Raw genomic sequence first — 14921 nt, forward strand, 5'->3', positions numbered from 1 at the left:
GAATTTCATGGAACAACCTGTCGGTCAGCCAGCCTATGTGCTGCACAGCCGCGCCTACAAGGAAACCAGCGCGCTGGTGGACTTCTTCACCCCCCAGGGGCGCGTACGTGCCGTATTGCGCCGCGCGCGGGGCAAGGGTGGCAGCCTGGTGCGCCCCTTTGTGCCACTGGAGCTTGAGCTGCGCGGGCGAGGGGAGCTGAAGAACGTTGGCAGGCTGGAAACGGTCGGCATGGCACCCTGGCTGCACGGGGACGCTGTGTTCAGCGGTTTGTACCTCAATGAGTTGCTGATGCGCCTGCTCCCGGCAGAGGCACCTTCGCCTGGGTTGTTTGATCACTATGCGCAAACCCTGCAAGCTCTTCTGGCCGGCCGTCCGCTCGAGCCGCTGTTGCGGGCCTTTGAATGGCGGCTGCTCGATGAGCTGGGTTACGCCTTCTCGCTGCACATGGATGTCAACGAGCAGCCCATTGCCGCCGAGGGGCGGTACCGCCTGCGCGTGGACGCTGGGCTGGAGCGGGTCGAACTGCCCCAGCCTGGGCTGTTCGGTGGCACCGAGTTGCTGGCCTTGGCCGAGGCAGACTGGGAAATGCCAGGTGCTTTGCTGGCGGCCAAGCGCTTGATGCGCCAGGCCCTGGCCGTTCATCTGGGTGGCAAGCCGCTGGTCAGCCGCGAACTGTTTCGCAAGCGCTGATCACGACGTATGCTGTAGGGCTCAATCCAAGGAGAGCCTTTCGTGACTCACAGCAACCGCATGCTTCTCGGCGTGAACATCGACCATGTGGCCACCCTGCGCCAGGCCCGGGGTACGCGTTACCCAGACCCTGTCAAGGCGGCGCTGGATGCTGAAGAGGCGGGTGCCGACGGCATCACCGTGCACCTGCGCGAGGATCGCCGCCACATCCAGGAGCGCGACGTGTTGCTGCTCAAGGATGTATTGCAGACGCGCATGAACTTCGAAATGGGCGTCACCGAAGAGATGATGGCCTTTGCCGAAAAGATCCGCCCGGCGCACATCTGCCTGGTGCCTGAAACCCGTCAGGAACTCACCACCGAGGGTGGGTTGGATGTGGCAGGCCAGGAAGCGCGAATCAAAGCGGCGGTCGAGCGCCTGTCGCGGATCGGCGCAGAGGTGTCGTTGTTCATCGATGCCGACGAGCGCCAGATCGAGGCCTCGCACCGGGTAGGCGCGCCGGCCATCGAGCTGCACACCGGCCGTTATGCCGACGCGCAATCACCTACCGAAGTGGCTGAAGAGCTCAAGCGCATTGTCGATGGCGTGGCGTTTGGCATCGGCCAAGGCTTGATCGTCAATGCCGGCCATGGCCTGCACTACCACAACGTTGAGGCCGTGGCGGCCATCAAGGGCATCAACGAACTGAACATCGGCCACGCGCTGGTCGCCCACGCATTGTTCGTGGGCTTCAAGGCCGCCGTATCAGAAATGAAGGCATTGATTCTCGCGGCCTCGCGTTGAGCCAACGGCTATTTGCGCGCCACCAGCGTGGCGCGACGCGGGGCAGGCAAGCCCTCGATGGTTTTGCCTGAATCGCTGGGGTCGAGGAAATCACTGAGCGACTGATAGCGCATCCATTCGGTGCTGCGCTGTTCTTCCAGGCTCGTGACACTGACATCCACGCAGCGAACATCACTGAACCCAGCCCGGCGCAGCCAGCGCTCCAGGGCTGGGACCGAGGGCAGGAACCACACGTTGCGCATCTGCGCGTAACGGTCCTCGGGCACCAGCACCTGTTGCACGTCGCCTTCGATCACCAGTGTTTCCAAAACCAGTTCGCCGCCCTTGACCAGGCAGTCCTTGAGCGCCAGCAGGTGCTCGATAGGCGAGCGACGGTGATAGAACACCCCCATCGAAAACACAGTGTCGAAGCCCTCGAGGCTGGCAGGCAGGTCTTCCAGCGCAAAAGGAAGGTGCCAGGCCGGCAGGTTCGGCAAGTACCGTTGTACCGCCTGGAACTGACAGAAGAACAACCAGTTCGGGTCGACCCCGATGACCATGTCGGCGCCAGCGCCCAGCATGCGCCACTGGTAATAGCCATTACCGCAGCCAACGTCCAGTACCCGCTTGCCCTTGAGGTCCAGGTGCGGCGCAACGCGAGCCCATTTCCAGTCCGAGCGCCATTCGGTATCGACGTGCACGCCAAACAGATCGAAGGGGCCTTTGCGCCAGGGCGACAGCCCCATCAATGCCTGGCGCATTTGCACGCGGCTGGCATCATCGCAGTCGCAGTCCAGACGCAGTCCGTTTACCAGGTCGATTTCGCTCGGCTGCAGGGCCGGTAGCGCGTGCAGCGCACCACGCCAGCGGTCCAGGTCGCCATGACCTTTTTCCAGCTTGGCATCGAGTTGCGCCTGCAGGCCTTGCGACCATTCAGCCAGGGGGGTGCCCGCCAGACGGCGCGCCAGAGGGGAAAGATCGATCATGGTAGGGCTATCAACGAGGCAAAGTTAAGGCATTGGAACCAGGGCACCACCGTCGAGAACCCTGCATCGAGCAAGCGCTGGCGGTGGGTTTCCAGGGTGTCAGGCTTCATCACGTTGTCGATGGCGCTGCGCTTCTGGGCAATTTCCAGTTCGCTGTAGCCGTTGGCGCGTTTGAAGTCCAGGTGCAGGTCGTTGAGCAGCGCCTGCGCAGTGGCGTCGGCAAAGCACAGCTTTTCCGAAAGGATCAGGGCACCGCCGGGCAGCAGTGACTGGCGGATGCGGGTCAACAGCGCCAGTCGCTGCGGCGGTGCGATGAACTGCAGGGTGAAGTTCATCGCCACCACCGAGGCCGGTTCGAACGCCAGGTTGAGGATGTCCGCTTCCAGCACCTCGACAGGCAACAATTCCTGGAACATCGAGTCCTGGGCTGCGAGGTATTCGCGGCAGCGCTCGACCATGGCGGCGGAATTGTCCACGGCGATTACGCGGCAACCTTCCCCGCGCACGTGCCGGCGCAAAGCCTGCGTAACCGCACCGAGCGAGGCGCCCAGGTCATACAACGCCGTGCCGGGCATGGCGAAGCGTGCGGCCAGTACGCCCACATTCTCGACAATCGTCGGATAGCCCGGCACGGAGCGCTTGATCATGTCCGGGAACACGCGCACCACGTCCTCGTTGAAAACGAAGTCGGGTACCTGCGCCAACGGTTGGGCGAAAAGACGATCGGGATCTGTGGTCACGGCGGGCTCAAGGCTGGGTGAAACGGGGCGCGCATTTTATCGAATGGCGGGTGATCTTGCCATGCCAGCGTGGCGCCGATTGGCCTGGATCCTGCGTATGTACGGCAGATTCGCCCACGTACATCAACGCAAAGCGTCAGCGCACGACAACATTGCAATCGAAGGTTTGCACTGGCGTCACCTGCCTGGCCCAAGGCTGTTGATAGACCAGCTTCAAGGCGGCCTTGCCGCTTTGATCGGCTTGATAACGCCACGTCGAGAGGCCTTCGCTGCCGACCACATCCTCCTGATCGGGCGCGCTGTAGACCTCGGGCCCGAGGCTGAGGAGCACAGGCGTAGCGGCGGCTTCCACTCGCCAGCGGTAGCCAGTGGAAGGGTTGCTGGGAAGGGTCAGGTTCAACACCTGCCCTTTTTCCAGGTAGATCGGGCACTCACTGTCAGCATCCAGGGTGACAGGCTCGGGCCCGTGCTGGGCGCAGGCGGTTAGCAGAGTCAGCCCCAACGGGGCAAGCAGGCGTGAGGTGGACATAGGGGCTCCACGGGTTGTCGAGTGCCCGAGGATAACCGATTAAGCGGCACGGTAGTCATACCGAGGGAAGGATGAACCAGGGGGCTGCAGCACAGCCCCTGCTCCTGTACTTCAGAAAAGCACTTTGGCGACGTCGGCAAAGCGTTTGGCGAAATGCACCGTCAACCCTTCACGCAGGTAGTCGGGCAGTTCCTCGAAATCGCCGCGATTAGGCTCGGGCAGGATCAACTCGTGGATCTTCTGCCGGCGCGCCGCGATGACCTTTTCACGCACCCCACCAATGGGCAGCACCTGCCCGGTCAAGGTCAGCTCGCCGGTCATGGCCACACCTTTCTTCGGTGCCTGATCCCGTGCCAAGGACAGCAGCGCGCTGGCCATGGTAATGCCGGCACTCGGACCGTCCTTGGGGGTAGCACCCTCGGGGACATGCAGGTGAATGAACGCTTCGTTGAAGAAGGCCGGGTCGCCGCCAAACTGCTTGAGGTTAGAACTGACATAGCTGTACGCGATTTCAGCCGATTCCTTCATGACATCGCCGAGCTTGCCGGTCAGCTTGAAACCGCGGTTGAGCGTGTGAATGCGCGTCGCTTCGATTGGCAGTGTGGCACCGCCCATGCTGGTCCAGGCAAGGCCCGTGATCACACCTTTGCCCGCCAGCACCTGCTCACTGCGGAACACCGGTATGCCCAATGCGCCTTCCAGATCCTTTGGTCCGATTTTGAGCTTGGCGGTGGGGTCTTCAAGCAGCTTCACCACGGCCTTGCGCACCAACTTGCCCAACTGTTTTTCCAGCTGTCGTACGCCGGCTTCCCGGGCATAGCCTTCGATCACCAGGCGCAAGGCGCTGTCGGTGATACTCAGGCTGCTTTTGGCCACACCCGCCTTGGCCAGTTGCTTGGGCCAGAGATGGCGTTTAGCGATGGCCAGTTTTTCTTCGGTGATGTACCCGGAGAGGCGGATGACCTCCATGCGGTCGAGCAGTGGACCGGGGATGGAATCCAAGGTATTGGCGGTGCAGACGAACAGCACCTTGGACAGGTCCAGGCGCAGGTCCAGATAGTGATCGAGGAAGTCGACGTTCTGCTCGGGGTCCAGGGTTTCCAGCAGCGCCGAGGCCGGGTCGCCTTGGTAGCTTTGCCCCATCTTGTCGATTTCGTCGAGCATGATGACCGGGTTCATCACTTCGACATCCTTCAGGGCTTGCACCAGCTTGCCTGGCTGGGCCCCGATGTAGGTGCGGCGATGCCCCTTGATTTCGGCTTCGTCGCGCATGCCGCCCACGCTGAAGCGATAGAATGGGCGGCCCAACGATTCGGCGATGGACTTGCCAACGCTGGTCTTGCCCACCCCTGGCGGGCCCACCAGCAACACGATCGAGCCACTGATCTCGCCTTTCCATGCCCCAACGGCCAGAAACTCGAGGATACGTTCCTTGATATCGTCCAGCCCCGCATGATGCTGGTCGAGCAGCTTGCGGGCGTGCTTGAGGTCGAGCTTGTCGTCCCCGTAGATACCCCAGGGCAGGGCTGTCGCCCACTCCAGGTAGTTTCGGGTCACGGCGTATTCGGGTGAGCCTGTCTCCAGGATCGCCAACTTGCCCATCTCCTCGTCGATGCGCTTGCGTGCCTGGTCCGGTAGGGTCTTGCCTTCGAGCCGTTGTTCGAACTGCTCGAGGTCCGCGCTGCGATCATCCTTGGTCAACCCCAGTTCCTGCTGGATGACCTTCAGTTGCTCCTTGAGGAAGAATTCGCGCTGATGCTCGCCAATCTGCCGGTTCACCTCGGCGGAAATTTCATTTTGCAGGCGAGCGACTTCAACTTCCTTGCGCAGCATGGGCAGCACTTTTTCCATGCGCTTGAGCATGGGCACGCAGTCGAGCACCTCTTGAAGCTGGCTGCCGGTCGCCGAGGTCAACGCGGCGGCGAAGTCGGTCAGCGGGGAGGGGTCGTTGGGGCTGAAGCGGTTGAGGTAATTCTTTAACTCTTCGCTGTACAACGGGTTGAGGGGCAGCAGCTCCTTGATGGCGTTGATCAGGGCCATGCCATAGGCTTTGACCTCGTCGGTCGGGTCGGCCGGTTGGCGCGGGTAGTCGACTTCAACCAGATAGGGCGGGCGATGGTGCTTGAGCCAGGTCCGAATACGTACCCGCGTCAGGCCCTGGGCCACGAACTGCAACTTGCCGTTTTCCCGGCTGGCATGGTGCACCTTGACCAGGGTGCCGTACTCCGGAAGGGCCTTGGTGCCGAAATGGCGGTGGTCTTCAGGCGGCGTGTCCATGAAGAACAGCGCCAGGCAGTGGTCGGGAGACTTGGCCACCAAGTCCAGCGTCTCGGCCCACGGCTCTTCGTTGACGATGACCGGCAGCACCTGCGCCGGAAAGAACGGGCGGTTGTGAATGGGGATCACATAGACCTTGTCCGGCAGCTGTTGTCCAGGCAGGGCCAAGGCATGGCCGGTTATCGGCTGGCTACTGGTATGTTCGACTTCGTTGGAATCGTCGGCGTGTTCAGGGTAATCCTGCTGGTCGCTCATGGGGCACCTGCGTGAATGACTATGGTGCTTAGATGGGGCAAGGCAGGAAGGGTTTCAAGCCGCTGCCGGGCAGTGGCGTGCGCGCATGAAAAAGCGGAGCCTGCAAGGCTCCGCTTTTGGTGACACCGTGCCGGTTACTCGGCGAGTTTGTAGGCGATGATGTAGTCGCCCATCTTGGTGCCCAGCGAGCCGTGGCCACCGGCCACGATGAGCACGTACTGCTTGCCGTCCTTGCCGGTATAGGTCATTGGCGTGGCCTGGCCGCCTGCTGGCAGGCGGGCTTTCCACAATTCCTTGCCGTTGTTGACGTCATAGGCGCGCAGGTACTGGTCCAGCGTACCGCTCAGGAAGCCTACGCCGCCGGCGGTGACGATCGAGCCGCCCATGCTGGGTACCCCAACCGGCAGGCCGATTGGGACCGGCGTGCTGTCGCGGGTAGTGCCGTTCTTGTGCTTCCAGACCACCTTGTTGGTGAACAGGTCGATGGCGGCCACATAGCCCCAGGCAGGCGCCTGGCACGGCACGCCCAGCGGCGACATGAACGGGTGCATGGTGACGGCATAGGGTGCACCGGTGTTCGGTTGCACGCCGCTGGTCTCGCTCTCGCGCTTGCTACCGTCCGCAACCTGCTCACGGGGGATCATCTTGGAGACGAATGCCATGTAGTTGGGCGATGTGAACAGCAGTTGACGTACCGGGTCGACCGAGACGCTGCCCCAGTTGAACACACCCACGTTGCCTGGGTAGATCAGCGAACCCTGCTCCGATGGCGGGGTGTACTGGCCTTCGTAGCGCAGCTCGCGGAACTGGATGCGGCACAGCATCTGGTCGAACGGCGTGGCGCCCCACATGGCCTGTTCGGTCAGCTCAGGGCCGAGCAGGTTGAGGTCCGAACGGGCCTGGGTCGGCGAGGTGTGATCGCCCTTGACCGCGCCTTGCGGGGTCGGGATTTCACGGATCGGCACGATCGGCGTACCGTCACGACGGTCCAGCACGTACAGGCTACCCTGTTTGGTCGGCACGATGACCGCAGGCTTGACGCCATCGTCGGTCTTCAGGGAGACCAAGGTAGGCTGGCTGCCCACGTCCATGTCCCACAGGTCATGGTGGGTGAACTGGTAGTTCCAGCGGGCCTTGCCGGTCGCCAGGTCCAGGGCGACCACACCGGCGCTGTATTTCTCGGCGCCTGGCGTGCGGTCAGCACCCCATTGGTCCGGCGTCTGGTTGCCCAGTGGCAGGTAGATCATGCCCAGGTCTTCGTCGACGCTGGCAATCGACCACATGTTGGCCGAGTTGCGGCTGTACATCTTGCCCGGTGCCAGTGGCGCGGTGTCGTCCGGGTTGTTGCTGTCCCAGTTCCACACCAGGCGGCCGTCGTGTACGTCGTATGCGCGGATCACGCCAGACGGCTCGCTGGTCGACTCGTTGTCGGTCACGTGACCGCCAATGATCACCAGGTCGCGCGTGATGGCCACAGGCGATGTGGAGTAGTAGCCACCTGGCGTGAATGGCCCAAGGCCGGTGGTCAGGTCGACACTGCCCTGGTTGGCAAAGCCTTCGCAGACCTTGCCGTTGTCGGCATTGATGGCGATCAGGCGCGCGTCGGCAGTTGGCAGATAAAGACGGCGCGGGCAGGCCTGAGCCACGGCCTTGCCAGCATCGCTGATGGTCGGCGCAGGGCTGCCGTCACGGCTTACGTAGCGGTTTTCGTCATAGTACGAAACGCCACGGCACGTCATGTGGGCGAAACCCTTGAAGGTGCCCACCGGGCTCTTGATCTGCGGGTCATAACGCCAGATTTCAGCACCGGTGTCCGGGTCCAAGGCCAGCACGCGGCTGTGGGCGGTGCAGGCATAGAGCATGCCATTGGCTTTGAGCGGCGTGTTTTCGTTGGTCAGTTCCACCGGGTCGTTGTCACTGGGCAAGTCGCCGGTGCGGATACGCCAGGCCTCTTCAAGGCGGTAGGCGTTTTGCGCGGTGATCTGGCGCAGCGGCGAGTAACGGTCGCCGTGCTCGGTGCGGCCGTAGGCATGCCACTCGCCGTCGGGCATGGCCGGGGCGGTGCTGGCCATTTCGCTGGTGTCGCGACCCAGTTCGCCATACACCTCACCGGGGTGGGTGAACTGACTGGCGACGGCGCAGGCACCCGATGCCACCACGGCAACGGTGAGCAGGGCCGTGTTGGCTTTGCTGGCTGGCCCGATCAACGGTCGGCGCGACCAAGGCAGCAACAGCACTACACCGATGGCGAACCAGATGGCCAGACGCGGTACCAGTTGCCACCAGTCCAGGCCCACTTCGAGCAGTGCCCAGACCGTGCTGCACAGCAACACGACGGCGTAGACACCCAGGCCGATGCGGCGCTGGGCCAGCAGGAGGGCGCCAGACACGGCAAACCCGATGCCGGCGATCAGGTAATACAGCGACCCGCCCAGCTGACTGAGCTTGATGCCACCGGCCAGCAGTGCCAGCCCCATCAACAACAGCAGGACGCCGATCAGGCGGGGTAGCCAGCGGCTTCCCTTGTTGGCACCTTCAGTGCTCATCGCATGTTCTCCGTTTGATATGTGTTTTTAGAAAGTGCTCTGGATTTTCAAGCCGCCGACCAGGGCGTTGTCGACCTGCGACACGCCGCCGGGGTGGCGGATGTATTGCAGGTTCGGTCGCACCGTGAGCCAGTCGGCCAGGTGAATGCCGTAGTACAGCTCGGCGCTGTATTCGGTGTCCTGTACTGGCAGGAAGCCAGGGTTGTCATAGTCGTAAAGCCCCGCGGCCTGGTTGGCCAGCCGGGCATTCTTGCGATAGGCCGGGTTGACATGCACACGGGCGACTGCAAGGCCGATGTCGTCCTTGGCCCGACTGTCGAACGGCCCTTTGAATACCAGTCCAGCCTGCACATAGTTGTCGATGGCATTGGTTTTCTTGTCATGCATCGTGGCGTTGGCGAATACGCTCAAGCCACGCGAGGCGTCCGATGCCAGCGCAGTCACCTGCTGCTGAGCACCCAGCCACACGCCGTGCTTGCTTGAGCTGCTGCGGTAGGCGGCACCGCTGATCGCTGCCGACTGCCCGTCGCTGTCCTTGAGTACATCGCTTGCCTTGGCATTACTGTAGTAGTACCCGGCGCGATATTCCCCTTTCATGCCTTTGATACGTGGGCTCCATACCAGTTCGATTGGCATCACCGCGCCTTGGGTGCCGCTGCCGCTGAGCTTGAAGCCGTTGCCCGACTCCAGGTTGGACGGGTTCTGCTCGAACACGCCAACCTGCGCGAAGAGGCTGTCGCTGAGGTTGTAGCGCACGCGCAGGGCCCACTGGCTGACGGGCCAGTTGTACCAGATGCCACCTACCCAGTTGCCCACCTGAGAGCCACAGAAGGCCAGGTTTTGGAAGTCGCAGGGGAAGCTGTTGAAGTCTTCACCTTCGCCAAAGCGGCCAAACTTGACGTCCAGCGCGCCGTCGAAATATTTCTGCTTGACCCACAGCTGCGTCAGGCGCCAGGTCTGACCGCGGCCCCACACTTCCTGCGCCGAGGTGAAGCCGCCGACGCGGGGGTCATTGATGCGGTCGTTGCTGATGTTCTGGCCATGGCGCTCGGTGACCGTGAGTTGGAACTCGGCGTCGCGCCAGCCGAAGATCTTTTCCAGGTCCATGTGGCTGCCGAAGGTGAACTGGTCACTGTAGCGGGCCGTGCGGTTGTGGTCGTAGCCACCGCGCAGGTTGCTGCCCATTTCGCCTGTGTAGCCCAAGGTGAAGTCATAACCTTGGTCGAGCAAGGCGGTACGGTGCCCGGCCCAATCACCGAACATCCAGGGAGAGTCACTGGCAAACGGCTCGTTGGCGTAGGCTGCGTTGGCCATGGCCGCTAGGGCGAAGCCGAGGTAGCTGGATTTTGGCAGTTGAAGCATGAGGTAGCGCTGTCTTCTGATTGTTGGAAAAACGGCAAGCGCATCGACAGGCAGGCCCTGGCAATGGGTTGACGAAGGGGGTAAATGGGTGAAGCGATTCAGCTTGGGGCGGGGAGGATATAGGGTAAAGCGTGGGAAAAAAAGACAAAATGTCGCAGTGCATTGTTACCCTTTGGGTAACAGTGCACTCAAATGGGGCGCGTGGCGCCCCATGTTACCCGTCGTGGCAGGCGGGCTACCTCAGAAGGTAGTGCGCAGGCCGACTTCCACGCTACGCCCCGGGGCCGGTGCGATATCACGCAGGATCGAGCTGGCATAACGCACCGTCTGATCCGTCAGGTTCTCACCCCGCACGAACGCCAGCCACTGGCTGTGGCCCACGTCGAACCGATAGCCCACGCTGGCGCCCAGGGTGGTATACCCATCGGTGCGGGTTTCATTGGCCGGTTTGCGGTGTTGAGCGGCGGCATGCTCAACGTCCACTCGCGCCTGCCAGCGGTCGAGCTCCCAGACCAGGCCGCTGTTCAGGCGCAGCGGGGCGATTCGTGGCAGGGGCTCGCCGGAATCGAGGTTCTTGGCCCTGGTGTAGTCACCCGACAATTCGAGCGCAAAGCTGCCATAGCGGTTCTGCGCCAGCTGCCACCGGTCTTGCGCCTCGATGCCGTAGAACCGGGCCCGAACACCTTGGTACTGGTATTCGGGAATGCCGTCGTGGTCATGGTCGTGGTCATGATCTTCGCCTTCATGATCATGATCGTGACCTTCGCGCAGGTTGCCGGTGCCGATCAGGCCGATATAGTTGCGAAAATGGCTGTAGAAAACGCCCACGCTGCCTTTGTGCGTTCCGTTGTCAAAGCGCAGTGCCAGATCGCCCGAAACTGCCTTTTCCTTGTTCAGGCTGGCATCGCCCACTTCATAGGCGCCGGTAGCCACATGTGCGCCGTTGGCATAGAGCTCATAGAAGGTCGGCGCCCGCTCGGTGTAGCCCAGGTTGGCGGCGAGCGACCAGATCGGGTCCAGTTGGTACACGGCACCTGACGACAGACTGAAGGCGTTGAAGCTGCTGGCGCTGTCGGCGTCTGCGAACTGCGCGTTGCCCTTGCCGTCCGGGTCGACGCGGGTGTGCTCCATGCGTGCCCCGAGGCTCAAATCCAGCCGGTCAGTGGCGTGCCATTGCTCCAGCAGGAACAGTGCAAAGCTGTCGGTATCGGTATGCGGCACGAACGCTTCTTCGCCCAGCGCTGAGAATTCATTCCGGCTGACCTGCGCTCCCAGCACCCCTTCCACGGGACCCAAGGGTTGGTGGCGGGCCTCGACACGGGCTTCATAGCCCTTGTTCTTGAACGTGGTATGAACTTCGCCTTCTTCGATCTCACGATGTTGGTAATCGGTATACCCGGCATCGAGCTTCACCGAGCTGAACGGGCCGTCCAGGTCGCGAAACTGCGAGGCGAAGGCATAGTGGTCCTGCTCCATGTCCAGCCGAACGCCGGGCTCAGCCACCGAACCGTAGTTGGTGTCATAACGGCTGTAGGACAGGCCAGCATAACCGTGGTCCCAGTGGTAGGCACCGCCCAGTGCGCCGCCGTCCTGGCGGCCGTCGCTGTTTTCCAGGCGATGCTTGCTGCCGGGTGCATCGGCATCGCGGACCTGGGCGCTGCGTGCAAAGCCTGGGATGCGCAAATCATTGTACTGACGGGCGTTGGCATCCACGTGCAGGGCGAAGGCACCGTTGCCGGCCTCCAGCTTGCCGGCACTGCTGCGTGTGGTGTCGGCGCCACCGTAGCGCAGCTCGCCGGCGCCCTGGATGCCGTCGATAGGGGTATCGGGAATGCGGTTGTCGAACGTGTTCACCACGCCGCCAATGGCGTTGCCGCCATAGAGCAGGGCAGCGGGGCCTCGGACGATTTCGATGCGTTCGACAGTGACGGGGTCAAGGGGCACGGCGTGGTCGTAGGACAACGACGAGGCATCCAGCGCGCCGACGCCATTGCGCAGCAGGCGGATGCGATCCCCGTCCAGGCCTCGAATGATTGGGCGGCTCGCCCCTGGCCCGAACCAGGTGGAGGCCACACCTGGCTGTCGGTTCAGGGTTTCCCCCAGGCTGCTGTGCTGTTGTTGCAGCAGGTCAGTGCCTTCCAGCACCGTGCTGGGGCTGGCCAACTGGGCGCTGCCCAGCGGGTTTGCAGTGATGACCTGAGGCGAGAGTTCAACCCCCTGGCTGTTTGAGGTAACCATGCAAAGTGCTAGTGCGAGGGGAGAAAGGCGAAGCGGTGAGTGCACCATGAGCGGTAGCGGTCCTTGGCAGAGATGTTTATTGTTACAATATAACATCTCTATTTCAGCATAGCCTTGCCGCACGCCGCCAGCCTTATTTGTCCCGTGCAGGGTGCGCGACGATGCCTGCACTGGTGTAAGGTGCGCATCTTTGTACCGGAGCCTTGGCATGAGCACTGCCCAACACAACGCGCTGCACGGCAAGACCCTCGAGCAGATCCTGACCGAGCTGGTCGCCCACTATCAATGGCAGGGGCTGGCCGAACGCATCGATGTGCGCTGCTTCAAGAGCAACCCGACGGTCAAGTCGAGCCTTACCTTCCTGCGCAAGACCCCGTGGGCCCGCGAGAAGGTCGAGCAGCTGTACATCAAGCTGCAGCGCCAGGCCTGACATGCAGCGTCACCCGTGGTTGAGCACCATGGCCATGCTGGGCTGGCTAGGCCTGAGCGTGCAGGTATACCTGGTGCTCTGGGGGCGATGGCAGGAGCAGGCGAGCCTGATAGGTGGACTGATCAACGTGTTCGGCTACTTCACGGTGCTGACCAATACGCTGGTGGCCACTGTCCTGAGCTATGCCGCATTTGGCCGGGAAGGGGCGAGCAGGCGCTTTTTCCTGTCTCCTGTGGTCAGCTCGGCGGTGGCGGCGAGCATCGTGCTGGTGGCGCTGGCGTATAGCCTGTTGTTGCGCCATCTGTGGCAGCCCGAGGGTTGGCAATGGCTGGCAGACGAGCTGTTGCATGACGTCATGCCAGCGCTTTACGCCTTGTACTGGTGGTTCGAGGTGCCCAAGGGCCGATTGCGGCTGCACCACCTGGGGCTATGGGCGTTCTATCCTGCCGCCTATTTCGCCTATGCGTTGTGGCGTGGCAGTGAGATTGGCGTCTACGCCTATCCCTTCATCGATGTTGCCACCCTGGGGTATGCCCAGGTGATGATCAATGCGCTGGGTGTGCTGGCAGGGTTCTGGGCAATCGCCGGGGTGCTGCTCATGCTTGACAGGTGGAGAGCGGGATGAGGCAGGGCGTGCCGTCAATCAGGCAAATCAGGCATCCATCAAGTCTGCGCAGCAGCCCAGGGATTTGAGCGCCGCGACGGGCATTGCCAGGGCCGCCGCAGCCCCGTTGGCCTTGATTGACTGGCCTTGGCCACAGCCTTTCAGTCGTCGCTTGCTGAACCTTCGGCGCGCCAGTAGGCGGCAGCCTTGAGAGCGTCCTGCGCCACACCTTTGCTGATCAGCAATGTCTTGACCTGACGCGTCAGGTTCTTCTCCAGCGCTACCCAGGCGTACAAGGTCCCCTCGGGTAATGGCAAGGCCTCGACCGTGGCCACCAGGTCGTCCCGACCTCGTACGGACCAGGTCACGTCCACCTGAGCTTGGCTGGGCAAGGGCTGACGCTCCTGCTCATCGTGAACCTGGATGACGGCCACCACCCGTCGTCCCGCAGGCAGGGCTTCAAGACGGCGGCCAATGGCCGGCAAGGCAGTTTCGTCACCGATCAGCAGGTAGGCCTCGAAGATGTCCGGTACCACCATCGAGGCACGTGGCCCGGCGATATCCAGGGTTTGCCCCGGCGCCGCCTGCGCCGCCCAGGTCGAAGCGGGGCCATCGCCGTGCAGCACGAAGTCGATGTCCAGTTCGTTGGCTTGCAGGTCGATGCGCCGGGGGGTGTACTCACGCATGGTGGGCCGCTCGCCCCCTTCCCGATTGAGCGTGCGGGCATCAATGGCGTGCTGCTGCTCGGCAGTCTCGGCAAACAGCAGCTTGATATGGTCATCCGTGCCCAGGCTGGTGAAGCCCTGTAGCTCGGGGCCGCCCAGTGTCACGCGGCGCATGCGCGGGGTCAGGTCGGTCACACGCAGCACGTTCAGGCGGCGCTGGCGAATCTCGTGGTTGACGCGGTGGATGGCTTCACTCATCAGCGCTCTCCTGGTCAGGGGCATGGGGGCCGCCAGCGATGGCTTTGGCGGTCACGTTAAGCAAGTCGCGGACGCGCTCGATTTCCTCAGGTGTCCAGCGGCCATGGTGCATGTGCAAGGCGTGGCGCAGATTGCCCACGGCCTCGTGAATCTCAGCGGGGCGGTCGTGACCCCGCAGGGCATGCTTGCTGACTTCGATACGCACGCGTAACCCGTCCAGTGCCACGGCCTGCTCGGTCAAGGCGCTGCGGCCCGTGTCGGTGATGGTGTACAGCCGCTTGCTGCCTTGAGGCTGACCCTGGATGAGTTCGGCCTCCTCCAGGAAGTTGAGCGTGGGATAGATCACCCCTGGGCTCGGCGTATAGCTGCCATCGAAGCGTTTTTCGATTTGCCTGATCAGGTCGTAGCCGTGTCCTGGCTGTTCGCCCAAGAGTGAGAGCAGCAGCAGTTTCAGATCGCCTGGGGCGAACACCCGAGGGCCGCGTTCGCCGCGGCCGGGTTTGCGTTCGAAGTTTTCGGAATCGCGCATGCTGGAAAGTGCCTGTTCAAGATATATCTCAAGATAGTACTCAAGATGT

13 protein-coding genes are annotated in these 14921 nt (G+C 62.6%); 4 read left to right on the top strand and 9 right to left on the bottom strand.

Features of this window, described 5'->3' with window-relative positions; all coding sequences use genetic code 11:
* Positions 1-7: 7 nt before the first annotated feature.
* Positions 8-691, top strand: a complete 684-nt coding sequence (recO, locus tag NMB38_RS04875; protein ID WP_027915379.1) for a DNA repair protein RecO — start codon at positions 8-10, stop codon at positions 689-691.
* A gap of 60 nt (positions 692-751) precedes the next feature.
* Positions 752-1474 carry a pyridoxine 5'-phosphate synthase gene (gene pdxJ / locus NMB38_RS04880; protein ID WP_219857981.1) on the top strand — a complete coding sequence of 241 codons (723 nt, stop codon included), beginning with the start codon at positions 752-754 and terminating at the stop codon, positions 1472-1474.
* An 8-nt stretch (positions 1475-1482) separates the two neighbouring features.
* On the opposite strand, the gene cmoB is transcribed toward pdxJ, so the two are convergent.
* The 7 genes from cmoB to NMB38_RS04915 form a co-directional block, all read right to left on the bottom strand.
* A complete protein-coding gene (gene cmoB / locus NMB38_RS04885) occupies positions 1483-2439 on the bottom strand; it encodes a tRNA 5-methoxyuridine(34)/uridine 5-oxyacetic acid(34) synthase CmoB (RefSeq protein ID WP_027915378.1) in 957 nt (318 codons plus the stop codon).
* On the bottom strand, positions 2436-3179 hold the full coding sequence (gene cmoA, locus NMB38_RS04890; RefSeq protein ID WP_027915377.1) for a carboxy-S-adenosyl-L-methionine synthase CmoA: 744 nt from the start codon (positions 3177-3179) through the stop codon (positions 2436-2438). The genes cmoB and cmoA overlap by 4 nt, the downstream gene beginning before the upstream one ends.
* Before the next feature lie 136 nt (positions 3180-3315).
* The gene (locus NMB38_RS04895) at positions 3316-3708 is read right to left on the bottom strand and encodes a protease inhibitor I42 family protein (protein ID WP_027915376.1); all 393 of its coding nucleotides are present in this window, start codon (positions 3706-3708) and stop codon (positions 3316-3318) included.
* 111 nt (positions 3709-3819) lie between these two features.
* Positions 3820-6240 (bottom strand): endopeptidase La, encoded by a 2421-nt coding sequence (gene lon, locus NMB38_RS04900; protein ID WP_494354908.1) that lies wholly within the window; start codon positions 6238-6240, stop codon positions 3820-3822.
* A 134-nt stretch (positions 6241-6374) separates the two neighbouring features.
* Complete coding sequence (locus NMB38_RS04905) at positions 6375-8786, bottom strand: glucose/quinate/shikimate family membrane-bound PQQ-dependent dehydrogenase (RefSeq protein WP_494354909.1); 2412 nt, start codon at positions 8784-8786, stop codon at positions 6375-6377.
* Between the two features lie 27 nt (positions 8787-8813).
* Positions 8814-10148: a carbohydrate porin gene (locus tag NMB38_RS04910; protein ID WP_027915373.1), complete on the bottom strand. Its 1335-nt coding sequence runs from the start codon at positions 10146-10148 to the stop codon at positions 8814-8816.
* Positions 10149-10388: 240 nt separating this feature from the next.
* Entirely contained in the window at positions 10389-12434 is a 2046-nt protein-coding gene (locus tag NMB38_RS04915; RefSeq protein WP_027915372.1) for a TonB-dependent receptor, read from the bottom strand.
* Positions 12435-12594: 160 nt separating this feature from the next.
* Here NMB38_RS04915 and NMB38_RS04920 point away from each other — a divergent pair, with 160 nt between their 5' ends.
* Entirely contained in the window at positions 12595-12816 is a 222-nt protein-coding gene (locus NMB38_RS04920; protein WP_027915371.1) for a VF530 family protein, read from the top strand.
* A 1-nt stretch (position 12817) separates the two neighbouring features.
* On the top strand, positions 12818-13441 hold the full coding sequence (locus NMB38_RS04925; protein WP_027915370.1) for a Pr6Pr family membrane protein: 624 nt from the start codon (positions 12818-12820) through the stop codon (positions 13439-13441).
* Positions 13442-13581: 140 nt separating this feature from the next.
* On the opposite strand, the gene NMB38_RS04930 is transcribed toward NMB38_RS04925, so the two are convergent.
* Positions 13582-14343: a siderophore-interacting protein gene (locus tag NMB38_RS04930; protein WP_027915369.1), complete on the bottom strand. Its 762-nt coding sequence runs from the start codon at positions 14341-14343 to the stop codon at positions 13582-13584.
* Entirely contained in the window at positions 14336-14872 is a 537-nt protein-coding gene (locus NMB38_RS04935; protein ID WP_027915368.1) for a PadR family transcriptional regulator, read from the bottom strand. Before NMB38_RS04935 ends, NMB38_RS04930 begins: the two co-directional genes overlap by 8 nt.
* Positions 14873-14921 lie beyond the last annotated feature (49 nt).

It is taken from the genome of Pseudomonas sp. FBCC-B35 (genome assembly GCF_059133755.1).